Here is a 22655-nt window from a genome sequence, read left to right as displayed (position 1 = left end):
CGCCTCGTCGACGAGAGCGTCGGCTTTCTCGCCCCGGGGTCCGTCGAGCGCTTTCGCGAAGACCTCGGGATCGGCTACACCCTCGCCGGAGCCATGATCGCTGCAGGTGCCGTTGGGGGGATCCTCGCCAACCTGCTCGTGGCCGCCTCCGACGGCAGGAGCCGGAAGCCCGTGGTCGTCGGCGGCGTGCATGTCACCGCGATCGGCCTCCTCGTGTTCGCCTTCGCCTGGAACGGCGCCTCGCTTCTCGTCGCATCGGCCCTCGTGGCTGCGGGCGCGACCGGCTTCGTCCACGGAGGCGAGATCACGATCCTGGGTGTGGTTCCCGACGAGCGTCTCGAGCACGTCCTCGCCCGCGCCAATCTGTCGGCCGTGGCCGGAGATGTGCTCGGCCCGGTCGTCCTGGCGGCGGCGCGGGTTGCCGGCATGGGCTGGAGGACCGTGTTTGTAGCCGCCGCGGTCGTCACTGTGGCGTACGGGTTGCTCTTGCATCGGATGCCTTTCCCGCCACCGCGCCCAAAGCGCGCCCACCAAGATGTGGAGACAGGCGGAGGCGGGTCTGCGATGCGTCGCGCACTCGTCACGGTGGCGCTCGTCGGCGTTGCCTCGCTCCTCATCGCCCCCCTCGACGAGAGCTTCCTCGCGGTGGTCCTCGCATTCGCGGAGCGCAACCACGGGTTCTCGCCAGCCGGAGCCGCCGTGCTCGGCGTCGCCTTCGTCGGCGGCGGAGTGCTCAGCTTCACGGTCCTGCCGCGCCTCGTCGCACGGGTGTCGACGGGGCGGCTGCTCATGATCTGCGGTCCGGGGCTCGCCGCGGTCACGGTCGGGACCGCGCTGGCGCCCTCGTGGGCGCTGGCGCTTCTCGGGGTCGCCCACTCGGCACTCCTCGGCGCCTGCTGGCTCGGCGTCCAGGCGCTCTCGTTGCGGGCCATGCCGGGGCGTGAAGGCCGGGCTCTTCTTGTGGTCGAGATCATCGACACGTTCAGCCTCGTCCTCATCGTCGCCCTCGGCGCCCTTGCGGACGCGGCGGGGCTGCGGGCGGCGATCTTGGGGTTCGCGGCGGTGTCGGCGGCGCTCACACTGCCGGCGATGGCGTTCAGCCGCAGGGCATGACATCGTCGCCGGTGGCCGCGAACCCATGTCGCACTCGGCAATCCAGGTCGTCGACTGGCCTTCTGGAACGTGCGCTGCCGTAGAGTCCCCAGTGGAGGGATGGCCGAGCGGACGAAGGCGACAGTCTTGAAAACTGTTGAGCCCCCCGGGGTTCCGTGGGTTCGAATCCCACTCCCTCCGCGCGAGAGGTTGCGAAGCAACCCGAGCGCCATCCTCCCCGCAAGCGGTAGCGCCGCGGGGGGATCGGCGAGCGGGCAGCCCCGAGCCGAGGGGGGTTACTCGAGTCCACCGACCTGGAATCGCTGCTCGCCACAAGCAACCCGAGCGCCATCCTCCCCGCAAGCGGTAGCGCCGCGGGGGGATCGGCGAGCGGGCGCAGCCCCGAGCCGAGGGGGGTTACTCGAGTCCCCCGAGCTGGAATCGCCTCTCCCCACAAGCACCCGAGCGCCATCCTCCCCGCAAGCGGTAGCGCCGCGGGGGGATCGGCGAGCGGGCGCAGTCCCGAGCGGAGGGGGGTTACTCGAGTCCACCGACCTGGAATCGCCGGTTGCCACAAGCAACCCGAGCGCCATCCTCCCCGCAAGCGGAAGCGCCGCGGGGGGATCGGCGAGCGGGCGCAGCCCCGAGCCGAGGGGGGCTGAGGTTGCGAGGCCGCCTGCTGCGATGGTGTCGTCGTAGAGGTAGGGCTTGGTGTGGAAGGGCTTGGTCGACGCTCGTCGGAGTGGGGCGAGGTTCCTGACGGTAGGCGTAACACTGGGCACAGCGGATCGGCCGATGGCAGGCCACGGACGCTCCCACAGCTACTGGGGAGGGTGCTGACATGATGCGCCGACCGGATCGGTTGCTGCGAGTGTTGCGCCCACTTCTTCTACCCGTACTTGCGTGCGGATCGGTCCTCATAGGGATCAATATCGGGTCCGAACCAAGGTCGTTAGCAGACGTTGGCGGACCTGGTGGCGCCTCGTCACTACCGATGACGATCGAGGAGATCGCGTCGGCAGCGGAGGCGGTGTTGGTGGCCAAGATCGTCGACGTCAAGCGATCGCGCGTCAATACCGCCGACGGGATCTTTCCTTCCGCGGCTGAACTTGGGGAATCTCCCATCGGTGATCTCATTGTGTTGACGGACGTCGAGGTCGACGTGACCGAGATGCTGAGAGCGACCAGCCCTGAGCTCAACTTCGACGAAGGAGCCTCGGTCGCACTCACGATTGGTGGGGGGTCATACACAACGGTCCTGAGTGCGGAGCAGGCGGACATCCTGGGAATGACCGGTGACCACGACAGCGCCGCTCTGGACGCGGAGCTCGTACCGCAGGCCGCGGATGACCTGACCATCACGTACGGCAACGCACCCGCCGCCAGCCTTGCCGAGGGTGAGGTAGTTGTTCTCTTCTTAGTCGAGCATCAGATAGACGGCTTCGGGGATACTCCGCAGCTGACACTCCTTGCACCCGTCCATCCAGACGCGATCCTCAGACCCGACGGCGTTGGGGGATGGCTAGGTCCCGGCGGCGAAGCGGCCGACCTCCCCGCTCTAATCGAGCTTGTCGGGCCCTGAAACCGAAGGGTGCAGGTCCCCGATTCGAAGGAGGATCTCCGGCGGCACCATCGGCACCTGGCAATGGAGTTCCGACCTTCCTCGAGCATCGCGTCACCGGCGCCGCCACCGAAGGCCGCAACCTCGTCATCAAAACACGTCGAACGCACCGGCTACGATTACCGCAATTGCGACAACGACCGCCTCCGTGTCCCCCACCGACGGCCGATGACCTGCCCTCATCCCGCCACGGCCTCAGGACGCCTTGCCCGTCCAGGTGCGAAGAGCCGCTAAACCGAGCCGGGCCTCCGTGCGTGTCTATGGTGTGACATGTGTCGCGGTTGAGGACGCACACTCGATTCGCACCTGCATGAGGCATCATGAGCGGTCCGATCTCGCAAGGACGGGGGTGCAGGCGCACGTACTTGTTCCGAGCGAGTTCGACCGGTTCGTTCGCGAGCACCAGCGAGCGTTACGCGGGCTGCTGTACGCGGTAACAGGTTCGTCGCAGGACGCGGATGACCTAGCGCAGGAGGCCTTTGCTCGCGCCTACAAGAGTTGGACTTCCGTTGGCCAGCTCGATCGTCCCGATGCTTGGATCCGTCGGGTTGGGCTGAATCTTGCATATTCGCGCGGTCGGCGTTTGAAGGTGGAACTCCGGGCTCGCGCTCGGTCGTGGTCGAGCGACTCGGTCGGAGACTCCACAACATCGGTCGAATACATAGGCTTCTGGGAGGAAGTCAGGCGGCTCCCGAAGCGCCAAGGGCAAGTCCTTGCACTTCGCTACGTCGAGGATATGTCTATTCGAGAGATATCCGCGCTCCTCGGCATAGCTGAAGGGACCGTCAAGGCCCTTTCCAGCCAGGCTCGTGCTCGGCTAGCCGATCGACTCAGGAGGCGAGGTTGGATTGACTCATGAATTTCGATGAGCTTGAGCGAACGGCTGCTCGACATATGCGCGCACAGATCGACCAGGCGGTCTCAGACGACTTCGCGCTCGCGGGCGAGCGACGATCGATCAGAAGCCTTAGCGTCGGTCTTGCCATCGTCACGCTCTCCGTCGCGATGCTCGTTGTTGTCCAGTTGACACGATCGGGCGCGCCAGTGGTTGTCACAGAGCCGCCGGCCGCTGACACGACGATCGCGACCGATCCCTCTCCGGCCTCTGACACGCTGGCAGCGATCTTGCCCGACGGTACGCCGATCACGATCACCGCGCCTCGCACACTGATGCTTGGGTCGTGGGAGGTGCGAGGATCTGTCGCGGCTCGAATCGACGAAGGCGTGAACGCAGGGTGCGGCGTCCGCCTCGAGCTACGGCCCAACGATAGACCTGGCCTTCCGCTGGGCGCAGTGATAGAGACATTCGAGGGTCGTCCTGGCGTCCAGGTGACTCTCCGAGACTCCCTCGACCAAGACCTAGCAACTTCATTTCTTGTGTTTACATCTGAGCGGTGGCTCATGGCTCTGGCTATATCCGTCGGAGACGCGTGTCCGGCCACCGAGATGACCCCGCAATGGGCCACTCATCTCAGTCTCGTCACCGACGCGGCAGGTATCGCGCATGTCCAGGTGGACGCCCCAGCTTCGATCGATTCGCGCTCGGGTGGTGGACCATCAATAGTGTTTCGCAACGCTACAGATCAGTCAATCGCGGTCGCAAGGCGGTCGTGTCTGGTTGACCAGCCCCTGTCTGAGATCGCCGAGAGCTTCATCGCGTCGACGTGTGACGATTCTGGATCGCTGGTTGCGCAGTTCAGAGGCCCCCGCGATTTTGTCGAGAACGCCTCCACTGCAGTGACCGTCAGTTCGCCGTAGGGGGTGGTGGCTTGATCGGCAAAAGAACTTGACAGGCTCCGCCATGGCGTTGTCCAGTGCGTCTCCCACGGTTCCCATCGAGCCGACGAGGCCGGCACTCTGCTACGGGTCGAGCCGGCGCTTCCGTCGGCCTTGGGCGTCGTTGAGCGATCGCCAACGGTTAGTGATCATGCTCTTGCATGGCCACGAGTGGAGCATGCGGGAGATCGCGGATTCCACTAATCAGTGGAAGGCGTTGTGAGTGGCTCACAGGTTCGCATGGGCTCTCGAGATTGTTCATTGGGCGATATGCGAGCTTGGCGGCGCGCCGACTCAGCCCCCGAGTCGAGCGGGGTCAGGTCCGCCGGGTCATCCTCAGGTAGGCCTCCCCGCGCGGTGAGAGCCGGTAACCCGGGTCGAAGCTGAGCGTCAGGCCGAGGTTCTTCAGCTTGCGCACGTCCTTCTTGAAGTCGAGGCGCTCCCGGCCGTGCATCTCGGCGAGATCTCCCGCCCGGCGATGCGGATGCTCGGCGATGGTTCGCAATGTCGCCATCGTCCACGGACCGACGGGCGATCTGGCATCGATCCGGTCGAGCCGTCGGTCGATCTCGGCGACGTCGTCCTCGCCGAGTGATGCGTCGTTGGCCAGCTCCGTCCTCGGGTCGGGCTCGTCCACGTAACGAAAGGCGATCCGGTAGGTCGGCTCGTTGGGCGTGCCCGGCATGTCGGCATGGAGCGCCTCAGCCGACCCGTGGCCCGACCTCTGCGCTTCGTCGTCGGTGATCGACGCCGGGTCGACGATGTCGACGGCCTCCACCTCGATGAGCCCGATCGGCGTCCTGTAGCGGTTACCGACGAGGACCTGGAGGCGCTTCCAGCGGCGGAAGGTCAGGGTGATGGACCCGTCGCGGATACCCTCCCAGAAGCGCTTCTGAAACAGCACGACGAGAGCGTAGGTCGGTCCAGGGGAGTCGAGGCGTGGAGGGGTTTAACCTGGCGCCGTCGCTTACCGACGACGGAGGCGGCACGTGGAGAGGTGGCCGAGTGGTCGAAGGCGCTCGCCTGCTAAGCGAGTAGGGGGTGTTAAGCCTCCTCGAGGGTTCAAATCCCTCCCTCTCCGCCGCAGGACGGGTCGCGCTTCAGATGAAGAACTCGGGCGTGTAGCCGATGTAGCGGTCCCATGAGACGAACGGGGCGTCGGCCAGGATCAGCGTGAAGAACGGCTCGATCTCCTGGCCGGTGCCAACCGCCCACCGCATGGCCTCGTGGTTCGCCAGTGGAGTCGTCATGGAGAACCGGCCCCTTCCCTCTCGAGCGGCCGCGTTGCGGACGTGATCGAGGGCGGCGGCCGCGTCGGCGGTGTCGGCCACGCCGATCGGGCCGACTCCGACGTCATCTGCGAGGAAGGCGTAGCCGGCCACCGATCCGTGGCGCGTCAGTGCCACGCATGGACGCTTGCCGGCCAGCCAACGCAGGTCGTCGAGCCGCTCGAAGCCGACGAGGGTGGCGTCGAGTGCCGCGATCCGGTGGATCGAGTCGGCGGCGACCGGTTCCGCAAGGAGATCCGAGCCGATGTCGGCGACCTCCGGCGTGATCGAGATGTCCACCAGCGCACCCTGGAATGCCACCCCGTAGCGGTGGTACAGGGAGAGGGCTCTCGGGTCGAGCGTCGCCAGGATCGACCGGTGCCTGCCGCGGCCGACCGGGAACGCCTCGGCGAGAAGGGCAGTGCCGATCCCGCCTCCCTGATCATCGGGGTCGACGAACAGCTCGGTGAGCTGGAAGACTCCATCGCGCTCGATGGATCGCGCCAGCCCGACGAGGCGGCCGCCGTCGTCGACGGCGACGTGGAACTCGGCGGCGGTGTCGGCCAGGTGCTCGACGAGGTGGCGGTGCCTGGCGAAGGCGGTGCCGGGGTCGTCGTCGGATGCGGCATCGACCAGCCCGATGTCCCGGAGGTAGCTCCATAGGGCGCGCCGGAAAACGTGGTAGGCCGGCTCGACGTCTTCCGCCGTGCCGGGGCGGATCACGTGACTCGAGCGGCCGACAGCCAGTCCTCGACGAGTTCACCCAGCACGGGCAGCGGCACGGGGCCCGAGCCGAGGACGACATCGTGGAACGTCTTGATGTCGAAGGTCGGGCTGAGCGCCGCATCGGCCAGCCTGCGAAGCCGCACGATCTCCTGGCGCCCCGTCATGTACGCGAGCGCCTGGCCGGGCCATCCGATGTACCGGTCGATCTCCGTCTCCACGTTGTTGGCGGCCTGCGGCGAGTTGGCGAGCATGTAGCCGATGGCCTCCTGGCGGCTCCACCCGAGGGCGTGCATCCCTGTGTCGACCACGAGCCGGCCGGCACGCCACGAGTCGAACGAGAGCATCCCGAGGCGGGCGACCTCATCGCTGTAGAGCCCCATCTCGTCGGCCAGCCGCTCCGTGTAGAGACCCCACCCCTCCACGTAGGCGGTCACGTACGCGAATCGGCGGAACTCGGGAACCTCCTCGAGCTCCTGGGCGATCGCCGACTGCAGGTGGTGCCCGGGGATGGACTCGTGGAACGCCAGCGCCTCGGATTCGTAGCGGGTGCGAGTGGTTGGGAGGGTCGTGTTCACGAAGAACGTCCCCGGACGCGAGCCGTCACCGGAAGGAGGGAGGTAGTAGGCGAGCGGCGCCTCCTCGGCGCCGGGGCCCGGGATCTCGGCCATGATGCAATCGGCCTTCGGCAGGATTCCGAACCAACCGGGGATCGCCGCCCTCGCTCGCTCGAGGGCTCCGCTCGCCGCCTCGACGATCTCGGCTGCGTCGTCGAAGCGCAGCGAGGCGTCCTCGCGCAGTCTCAGGTAGATCTCGGCGAGGTCGGACGTCCCGAGCACTTCGGCGCCCAATCGTCGGTACTCGTCTCCGACCTGCTCGATGAGCTCCTTCCCCATCTCGTGTATCTCGAGCGGGGTGCGATCGAGCGAGGTGTGCCGCCTGATCGCCCCGGCATACACCTCGGCGCCGTCGGCGATCCACGCGATCCCGGCGCGCTCCTGCGGCCGGGACTCGGAGACGACCTCCTCCACGAGTGCGGTGCGGTAGTGCTCGTACGCCGGCCTGACGTGGGTGCGCACCGCCTCGACGAGGCGCTCCCTCCAGGCGGCGACCTCGGCCTCGGTGAACTGCGGTGGAGGAGGGACGCTGACGAACGGGTCGCCCTCGAGCGGGGACGCCAGGTAGGCGTCGATGTGCGCGATCACCTTCTCGACCGCCACCCGAGGAGGGGTGCGACCCGTCGCGATCCCCTGCCGAAGGCGATGCACGGCCTGCCCGAACAGCGTCCCGAACTTCGTCCAGCGACCGACCAGTGCGTCGGCGTGCTCGGGCTCGGACAAGGGCAGCTGCCCGGCTGCCTGGAGGTATGCCACGTGGATGCCACTGGAAGGATCGACGGCGAGCTCGAGCAGTCGCGCCCGGTACTCGTCCGCAAGCGTCGAGGCCTCGTGGATCAGGACGCCACGCGTCACTCGATCGCGTGCATCGAGCGAGGCAGGCTCGATGGCCTCGGCGGCGGTGGTGATGGCGTCGAGCTCGGCGACGGCAGCGTCCTCTGCCTCGCGGGTGAGGTCCTCGAGCTGATCGTCGTAGCGGTGGTCGCCGAGCAGCGACGCCTCGGTCGGGTTGGCGGCCATGCGCCACTCCCAGTAGCGCTCGGCGAGAGCCGCCAGATCCTCACTCATGCCGCCGCCCACTCGGCGACCATCCGATCGAGCGTTTCCAGGGGGACGAGCCCCGAGCCGAGGACGACATCGTGGAACGCTTTGATGTCGAATCGGTCGCCCATGGACTTGGCCGCCTCGGCGCGCATCCTCATGATCTCGAGGCGCCCGATCATGTACGCCAGGGCCTGGCCCGGCATGGCGATGTACCTGTCGACCTCGCCCTCGATGGTCGCGAGACTCATCGGTGAGTTCGCGGCGATGTAGTCGACCGCCTGCTGCCGGGTCCAGCCCATGGAGTGGAGGCCCGTGTCAACGACGAGCCGTCCTGCCCTCATCGAGTCGGCAGACAGCATGCCGATCCGCTCCAGCGGCCCGGTGTACAGGCCCATCTCGTCGGCAAGCCGCTCGGTGTACAGCCCCCAGCCCTCCGCGTAAGCGGTGACGTGGGCGTGCTTGCGGAACATGGGGACGTCCTCCAGCTCCTGGGCGATGGCGAGCTGGAGATGGTGCCCGGGGATGCCCTCGTGGTACGCCATCGCCTCGATCTCGAAGCGGCCCCAGCGAGCCGGCTCGGCTGTGTTCACGAAGAACGTGCCGGGTCGCGACCCGTCGATCGCCGGGCGGTTGTAGAACGCCGTCGGCCCGGTGAGTGTCTCCTTGACCTCGCAGTCGGCCTTGGGGAGCCTCCCGAACCAACCGCCCATGGCGGCTTTGGCCTTGGCCATGGCCGCTTCGGAGGCGGCGACGACGGCGGGTCCGTCGGCGAAGTGCAGGTCGGCGTCGTCCCGCAGGCGGTTGAAGATCTCTGTGAGGTCGGTCGTGCCGAGCACTTCGTCGCCGAGTCCCCGATACTCGTCTTCGAGCTTGTCGATCTGCTGCAGCCCGATCGTGTGGATCTCCCTCGGGTCCATCGCAAGCGTGGTGTGGCGATGCACGAGCCGGGCGTACGTCTCCTCGCCGTCGGACAGCCACGAGAGCCCGGGGCGGTCGTCCGGTCGCGACGCCGGGAGAACCTCGTCGGCGAGGGCTTCCCGGAACACCGCGAACGCAGGCCGGACGTGCTCCGTGATCGCCGCGGCGACTCGCCCCTTGTACTCGGCGACGGCGTCCTCGTCGAACGAGGCCGGGGTGCGGACACCGAGAAGGGGGCTGTCTGCAACGGGTGTGGCCAGCTCGGCGTCGATCTGGGCGATGGTCTTCTCGACGGTCGACCCCATCGGGGTCCGGCCCCTTGCGATCCCCTCCCTGAGGCGATCGACGCTGTCGCGGAACCACCTTCCGATACCTGCGAACTTGACGAGGAGCGCCTCGGCGTGCTCCGGCCGTTCGATCGGGAGCTGCGACACCAACACCGGCAAGAGGGCTTGGGCGCCGACGGTGTGGCTCACGGCCATCTCGGCGGTTCGCATCTCGAGCACGGAAGCCGTGGTCTCGGCCTCGTAGATGAGTACCTCGCGGCTGATCCTGTCGTCCGCCGAGAGGCCGGCGGGGTCGATCGCCACAGCCCGGGCTGTAAAGGCTTTGAGCCGGCCGATCTCCTCGTCCTCGGCGGCCCTCGAGGCGTCCTCGTGACGGTCGTCGTGTCGATGGTCGCCCATCATGAAGGCCGTCGACGGGGAGACCTCGAGCTGGTACTCCCAGTACTCGTCGCCGATCCGGCGCAGGTCTTCGCTCAAAGCACAGCTCCCTCACTCGCAGGAGTGAGGGAGCCTAAACCAGGCGCTTTCCGGCCGGGCTCAGAAGTCGAAGATCTGAGCGCAGCCTTCCTCGGCCGGCAGGAGATGGCGCGCCTTGGACACGTAGAGCGTGCCGTCCGAATCGAAATGCGTCGTCTCGGTGGCCTCGGAGAGGACCGTGAGAGCTGCCGCGGCATCCTCGCCTTCGAGTGTCAGGCAGCTCCATCCCTCGTACTCGGAGGCGGCGAAGTCGGCGGGCGTGACCGGGAGTGCCCAGTCGACCGTCTCAGAGGTCGGATCCTGGGTGGGGTCGCCCTCGCGGATGAACACTTGGAGGCGATCCCCTGCGTACTCGGTGGCCCCTTCGGCAGATGCCAGCTGCGACAGGAAGTCCACGAGCTGGATCAGGATGGCGTCGCGGCCCTGGGGTGGCTGATCGAAGCCGAGGGCATACACGCCGAGCACGTGGTCGGTACCGGCCTCATCGCGATACTGGAAGACGGTCTCCGAGGCGTCGGCGACGAAGTTGGCGCCCTCGTTGTCGAACTCCTGGTCGATGGCCGGCAACCCGGCGTCCTCGATGAGATCCATCACGCCGAGGACGTCATCGCCGATGTCGATGACCTGGAGAGGCCTCAAGGCGGGTCCCGGGAAGATGGCGGGAAGGACGCCCTCGAAGTAGAGCGAGCCGTCGGCATACAGCTCCCAGGCGGCCGACTGGCTCACGAAGAAGTCGATGGGAACGAATCCGCCCCGGTAACCAACCCGCAATACGAGGCGGGACGACTCATCCTCGACAGGTGCCCCCGTCGTGGTCGTAGTGGTCGGTTCATCGGACGGTGCGGTGGTGGACGTTACGTCCGACGACCCCCCGCATGCGGTCGCCAGGACGGAAAGGGACGCGACGAGGACGAGAAGCTTCTTCATACAGCTGTGACGATCGTCGATCTGGCCGCGGTTCCCGTGACTTGTGGCTGGTTCGGCCGATCCGTCAGCCGGTCGATTCTGCGAGGGCGGCCTCGAAGGCGACCAGCCCCTCGTCGATCTCTTCCTCGGTGACGATGAGCGGCGGGATCCAGCGCACGACGTTGCCATGAGGTCCGCATGTCAGGAGGAGCAAGCCGTTGCGCTCAGCCGCCGCAGTGACCCCCTTGGCGGTGAGACCGTCCGGTTCGCCCGAATCGGTCACGAACTCGGTGGCTGCCATCAATCCGAGTCCGCGGACGTCGCCGATCGCCGGATGGCTCGCCTGCAGCCTGCGCAGTGCCGTCAGCAACAGCGTCCCCATGTCGTGGGCGTTGCCGACGAGTGCCTCGTCGCGGATGACGTCGAGCGTCGCGATGGCTGCCGCGGCGGCGACCGCGTTGCCTCCGTAGGTCCCACCCTGCGAGCCGGGCCAGCCCCGGCTCATCAGTTCCTCGGATGCTGCGATGGCGGACAGCGGGAACCCCGAGGCGATCCCCTTCGCCATCACGATCACGTCCGGCCTGGCGGCGCCGTGCTCGAACGCCCAGAACTCGCCGGTGCGCCCGAAGCCGGTCTGCACCTCGTCGATCACGAACACGATTCCATGCATCCGACACCTTTCGGCGATGCCCTCGAGGAAGCCGGGCGGCGCCGGGACGTACCCACCTTCGCCGAGCACGGGCTCGATGACGATGGCAGCCGTCTCCTCGGGCGCCGACTGCGTCGCCAGCAGGTAGTCGAGCTCCTTGAGGCAGAACGCCGTCGTCTCCTCGGCTTTCCAGCCATAGCGGTACGAGTACGGGAACGGTGCAACGAACACGCCGGACATGAGGGGCTGTAAGCCGGCCCGATAGGAGGTCTTCGAGGTGGTCATCGCCAGCGAGGCAGTGGTACGGCCGTGGAAGGAGCCCTGGAAAACGATGATGTTGGTGCGGCGGGTCGCCTGCCGAGCCAGTCGAACGGCTGCCTCGACGGCCTCAGTTCCGGCGTTGGCGTAGAACACCGAGTCGAGCTGGTCCGGCAGCACGTCGCCGAGGCGCTCGGTCAGCTCCAAGAGGCGGGGGTGCATCACTGTGGTGAACTGCCCGTGGATCAGATCGGCGGTCTGCGCCTGGGCAGCCGCAACGACGTGGGGATGACAGTGGCCCGTGCTCGTCACCCCGATCCCGGACGTGAAGTCCAGGTACCCGCGACCCGCCTCGTCGTACAAGCGGCATCCCTGGCCTCGGACGGCGAGCACGTTCGTTGCCTGGCTCAGCAGCGGCGAGAGCTTGGCTCCCACGATCTCCTCCCGTGACGAGGGTGCTCCAGTCCCTCGGATGGCGGCAACGCTACATGGCGTACGGGGTGCCTGCAGACGGAACGCGGCGCCGGCGACGAGCGCAAACCAGTGCCGCTCGCATCCGCAAACCCGCTCGACGAGCTGATCACCTCAGTCGATCCCGGCGGCGGCGAGTTGCAGTCGCATGCGGTGAACGGCCAGGGGCGGATCGCGCAGCAGACCAGCTTCGTCTGCGAGCACGAGCAGGCGGCTCAGGTGGGTGAGCGAGCGCATGCTCTCCGCTCCGGAGAGCATGCGGAAGTGCTCCTGGTGTCCATTGAGGTATGCGAGGAACACCACGCCAGCCTTGTAGTGCGACGTGGGGGGCGCGAAGAGATGGCGGCTGAGCGGAATCGTCGGCTCCAACACCTCCCGGTAGCGGGCAACATCTCCCCGGTCGAGCGCCTGAAGTGCAAGGGCGGCGGCAGGAGCGATCGGATCGAACGCCCCCAGTAGGGCGTCCGAGTGATGGTCGCCGTCACCGGCGACGAGGTCGACGAAGTTGAGATCGTCCCCCGTATAGACGCGCACTCCTGCGGGGAGTGCGCGGCGGAGCTGGCGCTCCAACGAGTCGTCGAGCACCGACACCTTCACCCCGTCGATCTGCCGTCCACAGATCCTCGCCAGCTCGATGACGGTCTCCATCGCAGCCCACAGATCTGTCGACCCCCAGTAGCCGTGCAGCTCCGGATCGAACATGTCCCCCAGCCAATGGATGATCACGGGACGTGCTACGTCGGCGAGCAGCGTGGTGTACACATCGAGGTAGTCGTCGGGTGACCGTGCCATGTGGGCGAGCGCCCGCGAGGCCATCACGACCGCCCCGCCTCTCAGCGATTCGATGAGCTCGAGTTGCTCGCGGTATGCCTCGAGGATCTTCGGCTGGGTGGAAGGCGATGCCGGGAGTTGATCCGTCCCGGCCCCGAAGACGGCCAACCCTCCCACGCTTGCCGCCTCCGCGCCGGTCCGTCTCATGAGCTCCCTGGACGCCTCCCAAGTCAGTCCGGCTCCGCGCTGGGCCGTGTCCATCGCCTCCGCGACACCCAGCCCGAGCGACCACACGTGGTGCCGATACGCAAGCGTCGCCTCCCAATCGAGGTGGGCGGTGCCATCGCCGGTGAGGTCCGGCGACGGATCGGCGACGACATGGGTGGCAGCCAAGGCGACCCGCGCGCTGAACCCCCCGGGCTCTGGCGGCGGGAGCACCGTCCCGGAGGGCCGCCATCGAGTCAGAGTTCCGTCTTCGGCCGGCAGTTGGAGCGTCATCGGGGTGGTGGGGCGGGGCTTGGCCACCTCGACGAGTGGCGTCGCTCGCTGGTCACTGTGCCTGGTCCGCGGGAAACCGCACATGCGGGATGATCTCGGAGATCCAGTTCTCGAGCTGCCCGGGATCGGGCGTCAGCGTATGGAGCATGAAGCGCTGCACGCCTGCGTCGACCCGTTCCTGGAGAGACGTGATGATCTCGTCGGGCGTTCCGAAGAGGTAGACCTTCTCGAGGTAGTCGGGGCCGCGGGCCTCGCTCATGACTCGAAGGAAGGCCTCGTGTTGCTCGGAGCGCGCCTTCCTCGGATCGGTTGTGAGCACGACGTGCACGAAGTTCTCGTGGGCGACTGCGAGTGTTGCCGGATCTCTTCCGTGGTCCTGCAGGTATTGCTGGAGCTCCTCCCAGTCTCGGGCGATGTCCTCCGGAGGACACGTGGGGCGCGGGATCCACCCCTCTGATCGCAGGATCCTCGCCTTCACCGGCTCGGCGAAGCGAGGCAGCTCGGGGGACTCGGAGTCGGCGAGCTGGGATCCGCCCCCGATCCACACCGGGGGGCGCCAGGCGAACCTCGGCTCGATCTCGACGTCCTTGATCGAGTAGTGCTTGCCGGCATACGACACCGATTCGCCTTCGAGCAGCGGAACGATGATGTCGAGGATCTCATCGGTCCGGGTCCCGCGCTCCGACTTGCGAACCCCGGTGGCTTTGTATTCCGGTGGATACCACCCTATCCCTGCCCCGAGAACGACGCGTCCGTTGGACAGAAACTGCAGGGTGGCGAGTTGCTTGGCCAGGATGACCGGCTCTCGGATCGGCAACACCATCACAGACGTACCGAGGCGGATGCGGGTCGTGATCGAAGCGACGAACGACAGCGTCGAGACGGGCTCGAGGAACGACACCGCGTAGAACTGCTGCGCGGCAAGCAGGTGATCAGTGATGAAGATCGAGTCGAATCCGAGGCTCTCGACCTCGGCGGCGAAGCCGGCGATCCCGCGCGCCCGCTCGGGTCCGTCGTTCTCCCAGACGAAGGACGGCAGGAACACACCGAACCGATCTGGACCGCTCATTCACTCACCTCGTCGCACTCGGATCGACCATGCCCGAAGCTCGTCCTACGGGAAGAAGACCACGATGGCCTGGGCGAGGAGGATCTTCACGAGCGTGGCCGTAGGGTAGACAGTCGCGTAGCCGATGCTCGGCAGCTCGTCACCCGTCTGCTCCGTTGCGAAGGCGAGGACCGCAGGTTGTGTCACCAACCCGGCTACGACCCCTGCCAGGACGCCGGTCGGAGACCGGAGCACCAGCACTCCTCCGATGACCACGAGGACTGCAGCCAGAGTTGTTACGGCGACGCCGAGCAGAAGCAGCTGCCATCCGTTTCCATCGCCGAGCGTTTCGGCGAAGGCGTGTCCCGAGCGGGTGCCGACCCCCGCGAGGAAGAGGACCGCGCCGAGCTGACGGACGGTCAGGCCTGCGTTGTACGGCAGCTGCCACGTGATCGGTCCTGTCTGGCGCAGCGCCCCCAGGATGAGGCCGACGACGAGGGGGCCCCCCGCCGGCCCGAGTGCGAAGCTGCTATCACCGGGTAGAGGGAGGCGGACCATCCCGACGAGCAGCCCCAGGGCGATGCCGAGGCTGAACGATGCGACGTCGATCTCGGACAGCTTGCGATACGAGTCGCCGAAATAGGCGCTCACCGCGGCCATCCTGTCGCGCGGCGCCAGGACGCGGATCCGGTCGCCCGGTTCGAGCACCGTGTCCGGGCGGGCCATCCGGTCGACGTCACCCCTCCTCACCCGCGTGACGATGGCCCCGAATCGCTCGAGAAGAGCCAGGTCTGCGATCCTCCTCCCGACCGGCTCGTCGTTCGAGACGAAGACGCGGCGGTAGTCGATCACGGACCTGTCGAGTGCCAGGTCGACCTTCGCCCGTTCACCGAGTGAGGCGACGACCCCCTCGACGTCGTGGCTCTCGCCGATCACAGTCACCAGGTCCCCCAGGTGGAGCACCGAATGGGCGTTCGGGATCTCGATCTCGGTGCCTTCCCTGTGCCGGGTGAAGACCACCCGCCAGCCCTCGTCCCTCATCAGGGTCGCCAGGTCGATCCCGGTGTGCTCCCCGACCGTGACGACGACGGTGGTGTTCGTGAGATCCTCCGGCATCATCCTCTCGATCTGGTCCGGCCTGCCGCCCCCCGGCCGCCGTCTCCGCAGGAGGTACACGGCCAGCACCATTCCGAGCACACCGAACGGGTAGCTGACGGAGTAACCGACGACCGGCTCGGCCAGCCTGCGATCGAGGTCGGCCGGATCGGCCCGGTCGGTCTCGTACTGCAGTACCGCCGCGAGTGCCGGTGTGTTCGTGAGCGAACCGGTGTAGACACCCGCCGCGAACGAGCCGCCGATGTCGAACAGCCGGGCGCAGCCGATGGTGGCGACGAACGCCACCACCAGGACCGCCGCAACCAGAGCGTTGTCCTTCGCTCCTCCGTGGCGGAACGATGTGACGAAGCCGGGCCCCGCAGACAGTCCTACCGTGTACACGAAGACGATCAATCCGAAGAGATAGACGAAGTCAGGCAGACGCATGTCCTCGTGGAGGGCGCCGAACGCCAGTCCGACGAAGAGAACGGCTGAGATCCCGAGACCGAAGCCGCCGATCGTGATCCGACCGACGAGGTACCCGATGCCAAGCACGAGGAACAGCAGCAGGAGAGGGTTGTCGAGGAGGAGGCCAGTCATCGCCGGCGAGATGTCGAGCGACGGTGGAGCACGGATCGGGTGGGAGAGTCGAATGACCCTGCTGGAAGAGCCTCAGAGACGCGTAGCCTGTACGCGGCAACACCCTGCGGAGGTCCCATGAGATCACTGACCGTACACGGAATCACACCATCACTCACCGTCCACTGGGACCTGCCGTCCCCGGAACTCTACGAGCACACTCTGCGACGCGGTGAAGGTGAGCTGGCTCATCGCGGCGCACTCGTGGTCGACACCGTCCCGTACACCGGCCGCAGCCCCAAGGACAAATATGTCGTCCGCGAGGAGAGCACCGAGTCCGACATCTGGTGGGGGGACGTCAACCATCCCATGGAGCCGGACGTCTACGACGCCCTCTACGCCAAGGTCTGCAAGCACCTCGGCGAACGTGAGCTCTTCGTACAAGACCTGTACGCCGGCGCGGATCCCAAGAACCGGCTGTCCGTCAGGGCCATCACCGAGAGCCCGTGGCACTCCCTGTTCTGCAGGAACATGTTCATCCTGCGCCGCAAGTTCGACATCTCAGACGAGATCGAGGCGTTCGTGCCCGACTTCACGATCGTGCACGCCCCCACCTTCCACGCCGATCCCGAACGTGACGGCACGCGCAGTGAGGTGTTCATCTGCATCAGCTTCGAGCACAAGGTCCTGCTCATCGGGGGCTCGACGTACGCCGGCGAGATGAAGAAGTCCGTCTTCTCCGTGATGAACTACCTGCTCCCGAAGAGAGATGTCCTGTCGATGCACGCCTCGGCGAGCGTCGGCCGGGAGCGTGGCGACTCAGCCGTCATCTTCGGTCTGTCGGGGACGGGCAAGACGACGCTCGCCACCGACCCGGCCAGGCTCATGGTCGGCGACGATGAGATCGGATGGGGCGTCGACGGCGTCTTCAACATCGAGGGCGGGTCGTACGCCAAGACCATCAACCTGTCACGAGAGGACGAGCCGCTCATCTACGAGGCGGCCAATCAGTTCGAGACCATCCTCGAGAACGTCGTCGTCAGCCCCGAGACCCGCCGTCCGGTCTGGACGGACGGTTCGAAGACCGAGAACACGCGGTGCGCCTACCCGCTCGCCCACCTGCCCAACGCCGAGCCCAGCATGACGGGGCCCCATCCGCGAAACGTGGTCTTCCTCTCAGCCGACGCCTTCGGTGTGCTCCCGCCGATCTCCAGGTTGACCCGTGAGCAAGCGATGTACTACTTCATCAGTGGCTACACCGCCAAGCTGGCCGGCACGGAGCGCGGCGTCACGGAGCCTTCGGCGACGTTCTCGGCGTGCTTCGGAGCGCCGTTCCTGCCGTTGCCGCCCTCCTATTACGCCAACGTGCTGGCAGGCAAGATCGACGAGCACGGCTGCAAGGTGTGGATGATCAACACCGGCTGGACGGGCGGACCGCATGGCGTCGGGACCCGGATCCGCATCCCCTACACCAGGGCGATGCTGAATGCCGCCCTGGGAGGCGCCCTCGACGACGTCGAGTATGTCGAAGACCCCATCTTCGGGCTCTCTGTGCCCACATCGGTGCCCGACGTGCCGTCTGAGCTCCTGATCCCCCGATCGACCTGGACGGATGTGGATGAGTTCGATCGGTACGCCAACAAGCTGGCGGCGATGTTCGCCGCCAACTTCGGCGCCTATGCGGAGGGAGTCGACGAGTCCGTGGTGAAGTCGGGGCCGAGAGCGAAGGACACCTAGGAGCCGTCCGTCGCCACGGGCGAACTCGAACCATGGTCGACGCGCCTCGGCGGCTTCGCCGAGCTCGGCAGCGTCTTCTGCACGTGTCCGGCGCGGTGCGAACCTACCGTCGCGGCGAGTTGGTCTGAGCCCCTCGAGCCGCTCGGGCCGGCTGGCGCACCCGTGGTGCTTCACCGACAGGGACGCGTCGGACGTCTCGAGCCGCACGCGAGAGCGCTCCGAACCACACCCCCGCCATGACGAGCGCCGCGCCGACGACCCCCTGGAACGAGATCGGCTCATCGGCCAGCCAAGCGCCGAGCAGCATCGTCACCACCGGGAACAGCACGAACATGTATGACGTGGCCGAGGCGGTCCAGTGGCGGATCACCAGCAGGGTGAGGATGAAGAGCCCGACCGAGCCGAGAGTCACGAGATACAGCACCGACCACACCACTTCCGTCTGGCGGGGGATCACCCACTGCTCCCCGGCGATCGCTGACATCGCCAGAAGCGCTATCGCCCCCGTGCTCATGCCTACCGCGTTCGTCATGGCGGGATGATTGCCGGCGACTCTCTTGCTCACGATGACGCTCTCGCCGATCGACAATGCGGCCAGCAACATCGCCACGAGCGGCGCCAGCGGTAGGTCGACGTCTTGCGGCCCGACCGTCATCCAGACGATCCCGGCGAGGGCGAGCACGGAGCCGACGACTGCCCGGCCCGTCAATCGCTCGAGGCGCTGTGCCGTCGCCAGCAGGAGGGTGACGAGAGGTACGACAGCCATCACCACCGTGGCCACCCCAGCGGTGACGCGAACCAAGGCCCAGTACATGAGGGCATACGAGATGGCGAAGCTCAGCAGTCCGTACACCACGGTGAGCACCAGCAACCTGCCGCGTGGCCGGCGAAGCCGAAGGAGGCGGGCAATCACGATGAACAGCGCGGCGGCGAGTGCGAAACGCATCCCCGCTCCCCAGATCGGGGGCAGCTCCCGGTTGCTGAAACGCACCGCGAGGAAGTTGGCGCCTCCGAGCGTCACTGCAACCGCGAAAGCGGCGATCGTGAACCCGCCAGGCTGGCGCGCTTCCATCGGCTTCCCGTCTCGAACGCCGGATCGACCCTGCAAAGACGAGGCTCCTCGACCACTGGTTCGCCTCGCCAGCGCCAGAGCATATACGCGACCGACCGGCGCCTCTATGGGTTTTGTCGCGTCCGCTCCGAGTCCAGTCCGACAGAGCTTTGGGGCCGACGATGTCGGGGCGATCTGGCCCCCGGGGGTAAGGTGCCGCATGTCCCGGAGCGCGTCCAAGGGCGCCGCGGGTCCTGATGACCGAGACCCGCTCGAAGTGACGGTGGATCCTCCCGGTCACCGGTTCCGCAGTATCCGGCTCGCGGTGATCGCAACGCTCTGCGCGCTCGTCCCGTTGGTGCTACTCGCCGTACTGACCACCGATCGAGCGGTCGATGTCGTCGAGGACGAGGTATCGGCGAGGCTGCAACTGACCACTGAGCTCTCGAGCGAGCTGCTCGCCGGGAGGCTCGGGGCGATCATCGCCCTGGTCGAGGCGAGCGCCGCGCGGCCTGGGCTCGTCGACGCCGTGGCAGGCGGCGATCCTGCCCGCTTCGACGACGCCGAGATCCAGGAGGAGTTGGCGACACTTGCGTCTGCCAACGCTGGGATGGCGGGTTCCGGTCTTCTCGATCTGGACGGCGTGCTCCGCGGTACGCCGACTGCCCCCGAGCTCATCGGCGACAGCTTCGCGAACAGGGACTACTACGTGGGACTCGTCTCCGCCGGCGAGACCTACGCCTCTGAGGCGTTCCAATCGGCCCAGTCCGGCAACCCTTTCGTACTCACGATTGCAACGTATGTGAGAGGAGAGGCGGGGAGTGGATCGGACGGGCCCGCGCGGGCGATCCTCATCGCCGGGGTGTATCTCGACTACGTGCAGACGCTCGTCGACGAGGTGGCTGCTGTGCAGGGCGTGAGGCTATGGGTCGCCGATCAGCACGGCACGGTTTTGGCCACTCCGAGCGGTCGCCCCCCAGACCTCGTTGCGATCCAGGATCTGTCAATCGGATCGACCATGTTGAGCCCACGGGGCGACCCAGGTGAGATCGACCTCGACGGCACCGCCATGATGGTCGTGGCTCACGAGGTGGAGACCCTGGGGTGGACGGTGGTTGCCGCCATCCCGGTCGCCCAGGCCCAGGCGGGTGCAGACAGCATCCGCGACGCCGTCGGCGCCGTCGGGATCCCTCTGTTCCTGGTCGTCGCCGTCGGGATCGCCTTGCTGGTCCGCTCGCAGCGGCTGCAGTGGCGGGCCGAGGCTGCCGCCCAAGCAGCGAGGGACGCGGCACGAGAAGCGTCCCAGATGAAGACGGAGTTCCTGTCGAGGATGAGCCATGAGCTGCGAACGCCGCTCAACTCGATCCTGGGGTTCGCTCAGCTCTTGGAGATGGGGGACCGGACGGCGACGGAGCGCGACTCGGTCGGTCACATCCTCAAGGCGGGACGCCACCTCCTCGACCTCATCAACGAGGTGCTCGACATATCGCGGATCGAGTCGGGAACCATCGCCCTCTCGATGGAACCGGTCCTCATGGCCGAGATCGTCGCCGAAACGCTCGACATCGTTCGTCCCACCGCCGATCAACGCTCGGTCGTCATCGAGAACAGGGTCGATCTTGCATCACATGACTACGCCCTCGCCGATCGGCAGCGCCTCAAGCAGATCCTCCTCAACCTGCTCTCGAACGCCATCAAGTACAACCGGCCGGGTGGCCGGGTCACGGTGGCATGCGAGCGCTCCGAGCCCGGCCTGATGCGACTCGGCGTGACGGACACCGGTCCGGGTCTCGACGAGGCTCTCCTCGGGAAGCTGTTCACACCGTTCGAGCGGCTGGGGGCCGAACAGACCGAAGTCGAAGGAACCGGCATCGGGTTGGCCCTCTCCCGGCGGCTCGCCGAAGCCTTGGGCGGCGAGCTCGGTGTCGAGTCGACCGTCGGCGTCGGGAGCACGTTTTGGGTGGAGCTTCCTGTCGTCGAAGGCCCCGTGGAGCGCCACGAGCGACTGAATGATCACGTCGGTCCGACCAGCGCCGGCCCGGAGGCACCTGGGGAGCACAAGGTCCTCTACATCGAGGACAACCTGGCCAACCTCGATCTGGTCGAACGAATAATCGCCCATCGCGAGAGCCTGACGGTGATCCCGTGCATGCAGGGCAGCCTCGCCGTCGAGCTGGCTGCCGAGCATCAACCGGCGCTCGTGCTGCTCGACCTACACCTTGCAGACATGTCCGGCGAGGAGGTCCTGCGTCGGCTCCGCGAGAACGAGGCGACGGCCTCGATCCCCGTCGTCGTCGTGAGCGCCGATGCCACATCCGGCCAAGTGCGCAAGCTCATCGAAGCGGGCGCCGACGCGTACATCGCGAAGCCGATCATCGTCGTCGAACTTCTGCGGACCATCGACAGTCTGATCACCTGAGGGCTGTCACTGCGCAGTCGGGCACATCGACGGGCCCGTCAGCCGAGCCGTGTCGCCGTCGTGAGCACCGGCACCGACGAGAGGAAGTAGCGCCCTTCGGCGTCGGCCTCCTCGAGGCTGGAGAACCACGCCTCGACGTCCAGGCTGCTCACGTCGGCCCTGGTGAGGGCGAAGGCCGCCATCAGTCGGGCGGCTCCGTAGCCGAACGTGTTCGGATCGAAGTGCCGGTTGATGATGGTGACGGGAGCTTGGCGGACGCCTCCGAAGCCGGAAGTCTCCAGAAGCGACGGCAAAGCGACGGGGAGGTTGGGATGTGGGGCGTGCTCATCCCACGTCGCGACGATCCGCGCCGTGAGCGCCGTGTTGCCTCCGGTCCAGAAGAGGGCACCCCAGTTGGTGGCGACGTTGACGAAGCGTCCTCCGGGACGCGTGAGATCGGCGAGCCCGGCAACGGCCGCGGCGACGTTCGCGACGTACTCGAGCACCTGCACCGACAGTGTTGCGTCGAAGGGCTGGCCGAGCCCGCCGAGCGCCAGCAAGTCGCCGACTCGCACATCCACCTGTCGCAGGTCTGCGCAGTGTGCGCCGGCGACCCGCACCTGGTCCTCGCTCGTGTCGACGCCCACCGCGGCTCCGGTGGGACCGACGGCGACTCCGACATCTCGAAGGTACAGGCCGGATCCGCAGCCCACCTCGAGGACGCGCTCACCGGGGGCGGCGTCCAACGTCTCGAGCACCCGAGTACGTCGGACGTTCATGTCGTGTGATCGCGCCAACTGCTGCTGGATCGCAGCCATTTCACCGGAGAAGTCCATGTGGTCGCCTTGGAGTGGGCGCTGAGCGCCCTGGTCGATTCTATGGGTACCTCTTCGAGCACGCTCGAGGGAGAGCCGCTCATCGGAGCCGCCGGCGCTCACGCCGAAACGAGCGTCGGATCGCCGTCGAGGCGCAGCGTCCCAATGGCACCGTAGGGTGGGGAGGCGATGTCGTTGGTCACCTGTCCGAGCTGTGATGAGAGCGAGGACTTGTCCGGTGAGCGCGGCGATGACGGGACGATCGTCGTGGTGTGCGGAGCGTGCGGGGCTTCGTGGGAACGCGACGTCCGCCTTCGCTGCCGTGTCTGCGGGTCGGAGAACCTCGAATATGCCCCCCGCCCGCTCTGGGAGAGGGGGCGGGGCGAGCAGCGAACCCCGGCTGGGCGCTTCGACGCCTATGACTGCATCGACTGCGGCCAAGCCGACGCGACCGCGAAGAGATCCGCCGACCCCGGATCGCCTAGCCGCTGAACGGGTGTCAGCCGGCGTGCCGTCGCGCCGTTGCGTGGTCGCCCGTGCGAAGTGCCCGGGCGTC

General features: G+C 67.0%; 16 protein-coding genes and 2 tRNA genes. 7 read left to right on the top strand and 11 right to left on the bottom strand.

The window, feature by feature from the left end:
* From VGC47_05665 to VGC47_05650, 4 genes are all read left to right on the top strand, one after another.
* Positions 1-1113: MFS transporter (locus tag VGC47_05665; GenBank protein HEX9854781.1), on the top strand; the 1113-nt coding region annotated here is incomplete at its 5' end.
* A gap of 93 nt (positions 1114-1206) precedes the next feature.
* Positions 1207-1293: transfer RNA gene (locus tag VGC47_05660), tRNA-Ser, on the top strand.
* A gap of 793 nt (positions 1294-2086) precedes the next feature.
* Entirely contained in the window at positions 2087-2674 is a 588-nt protein-coding gene (locus tag VGC47_05655; GenBank protein ID HEX9854780.1) for a hypothetical protein, read from the top strand.
* A gap of 894 nt (positions 2675-3568) precedes the next feature.
* Entirely contained in the window at positions 3569-4471 is a 903-nt protein-coding gene (locus tag VGC47_05650; protein HEX9854779.1) for a hypothetical protein, read from the top strand.
* Positions 4472-4805: 334 nt separating this feature from the next.
* On the opposite strand, the gene VGC47_05645 is transcribed toward VGC47_05650, so the two are convergent.
* On the bottom strand, positions 4806-5393 hold the full coding sequence (locus tag VGC47_05645) for a hypothetical protein (protein HEX9854778.1): 588 nt from the start codon (positions 5391-5393) through the stop codon (positions 4806-4808).
* An 87-nt stretch (positions 5394-5480) separates the two neighbouring features.
* Here VGC47_05645 and VGC47_05640 point away from each other — a divergent pair.
* Positions 5481-5570, top strand: a tRNA-Ser gene (locus tag VGC47_05640).
* 19 nt (positions 5571-5589) lie between these two features.
* Here the strand turns inward: VGC47_05640 and VGC47_05635 are convergent.
* The 8 genes from VGC47_05635 to VGC47_05600 all read right to left on the bottom strand — a co-directional run bounded on the left by VGC47_05635 (position 5590) and on the right by VGC47_05600 (position 16119).
* Positions 5590-6480 carry a GNAT family N-acetyltransferase gene (locus VGC47_05635; GenBank protein HEX9854777.1) on the bottom strand — a complete coding sequence of 297 codons (891 nt, stop codon included), beginning with the start codon at positions 6478-6480 and terminating at the stop codon, positions 5590-5592.
* Positions 6477-8165 (bottom strand): DUF885 domain-containing protein, encoded by a 1689-nt coding sequence (locus tag VGC47_05630; protein HEX9854776.1) that lies wholly within the window; start codon positions 8163-8165, stop codon positions 6477-6479. Before VGC47_05630 ends, VGC47_05635 begins: the two co-directional genes overlap by 4 nt.
* Positions 8162-9823, bottom strand: a complete 1662-nt coding sequence (locus tag VGC47_05625) for a DUF885 domain-containing protein (GenBank protein ID HEX9854775.1) — start codon at positions 9821-9823, stop codon at positions 8162-8164. Before VGC47_05625 ends, VGC47_05630 begins: the two co-directional genes overlap by 4 nt.
* A gap of 60 nt (positions 9824-9883) precedes the next feature.
* Positions 9884-10750, bottom strand: coding sequence for a hypothetical protein (locus tag VGC47_05620; protein ID HEX9854774.1), 867 nt, complete (start codon positions 10748-10750; stop codon positions 9884-9886).
* Positions 10751-10814: 64 nt separating this feature from the next.
* Positions 10815-12071 carry an aminotransferase class III-fold pyridoxal phosphate-dependent enzyme gene (locus VGC47_05615; protein ID HEX9854773.1) on the bottom strand — a complete coding sequence of 419 codons (1257 nt, stop codon included), beginning with the start codon at positions 12069-12071 and terminating at the stop codon, positions 10815-10817.
* A 150-nt stretch (positions 12072-12221) separates the two neighbouring features.
* Complete coding sequence (locus VGC47_05610) at positions 12222-13376, bottom strand: dihydrodipicolinate synthase family protein (protein ID HEX9854772.1); 1155 nt, start codon at positions 13374-13376, stop codon at positions 12222-12224.
* A 52-nt stretch (positions 13377-13428) separates the two neighbouring features.
* Positions 13429-14445 (bottom strand): LLM class flavin-dependent oxidoreductase, encoded by a 1017-nt coding sequence (locus VGC47_05605; GenBank protein ID HEX9854771.1) that lies wholly within the window; start codon positions 14443-14445, stop codon positions 13429-13431.
* A gap of 45 nt (positions 14446-14490) precedes the next feature.
* The gene (locus VGC47_05600; protein HEX9854770.1) at positions 14491-16119 is read right to left on the bottom strand and encodes a TrkA C-terminal domain-containing protein; all 1629 of its coding nucleotides are present in this window, start codon (positions 16117-16119) and stop codon (positions 14491-14493) included.
* Positions 16120-16236: 117 nt separating this feature from the next.
* Between VGC47_05600 and pckA the strand changes: the two genes are divergently transcribed.
* Positions 16237-17835, top strand: a complete 1599-nt coding sequence (pckA, locus tag VGC47_05595) for a phosphoenolpyruvate carboxykinase (ATP) (protein HEX9854769.1) — start codon at positions 16237-16239, stop codon at positions 17833-17835.
* Positions 17836-17938: 103 nt separating this feature from the next.
* Here pckA and VGC47_05590 read toward each other — a convergent pair whose 3' ends face one another.
* Positions 17939-18943, bottom strand: coding sequence for an EamA family transporter (locus tag VGC47_05590; GenBank protein ID HEX9854768.1), 1005 nt, complete (start codon positions 18941-18943; stop codon positions 17939-17941).
* A gap of 268 nt (positions 18944-19211) precedes the next feature.
* On the opposite strand from VGC47_05590, the gene VGC47_05585 reads away from it, so the two are divergent.
* Positions 19212-21305, top strand: a complete 2094-nt coding sequence (locus tag VGC47_05585) for an ATP-binding protein (protein HEX9854767.1) — start codon at positions 19212-19214, stop codon at positions 21303-21305.
* A gap of 38 nt (positions 21306-21343) precedes the next feature.
* Here VGC47_05585 and VGC47_05580 read toward each other — a convergent pair whose 3' ends face one another.
* Positions 21344-22120, bottom strand: a complete 777-nt coding sequence (locus VGC47_05580; GenBank protein ID HEX9854766.1) for a methyltransferase domain-containing protein — start codon at positions 22118-22120, stop codon at positions 21344-21346.
* Between the last annotated feature and the right edge of the window lie 535 nt (positions 22121-22655).

This window comes from Acidimicrobiia bacterium, assembly GCA_036396535.1.
Lineage (GTDB): Bacteria > Actinomycetota > Acidimicrobiia > Spongiisociales > UBA5794 > DASWKR01.
Note: the sequence above shows the minus strand (reverse complement) of the source record. Positions and strands in the feature narration are given on the sequence as shown.

Excerpts from the sequence above, each read along its gene's own strand:
- VGC47_05655 (HEX9854780.1), top strand. The coding sequence starts at position 2,087 with ATGACGATCGAGGAGATCGCGTCGGCAGCGGAGGCGGTGTTGGTGGCC.
- VGC47_05630 (HEX9854776.1), bottom strand. The coding sequence starts at position 8,165 with ATGAGTGAGGATCTGGCGGCTCTCGCCGAGCGCTACTGGGAGTGGCGC.
- pckA (HEX9854769.1), top strand. The coding sequence starts at position 16,237 with ATGAGATCACTGACCGTACACGGAATCACACCATCACTCACCGTCCAC.
- VGC47_05620 (HEX9854774.1), bottom strand. The coding sequence starts at position 10,750 with ATGAAGAAGCTTCTCGTCCTCGTCGCGTCCCTTTCCGTCCTGGCGACC.
- VGC47_05580 (HEX9854766.1), bottom strand. The coding sequence starts at position 22,120 with ATGGACTTCTCCGGTGAAATGGCTGCGATCCAGCAGCAGTTGGCGCGA.
- VGC47_05610 (HEX9854772.1), bottom strand. The coding sequence starts at position 13,376 with ATGACGCTCCAACTGCCGGCCGAAGACGGAACTCTGACTCGATGGCGG.
- VGC47_05605 (HEX9854771.1), bottom strand. The coding sequence starts at position 14,445 with ATGAGCGGTCCAGATCGGTTCGGTGTGTTCCTGCCGTCCTTCGTCTGG.
- VGC47_05650 (HEX9854779.1), top strand. The coding sequence starts at position 3,569 with ATGAATTTCGATGAGCTTGAGCGAACGGCTGCTCGACATATGCGCGCA.
- VGC47_05600 (HEX9854770.1), bottom strand. The coding sequence starts at position 16,119 with ATGACTGGCCTCCTCCTCGACAACCCTCTCCTGCTGCTGTTCCTCGTG.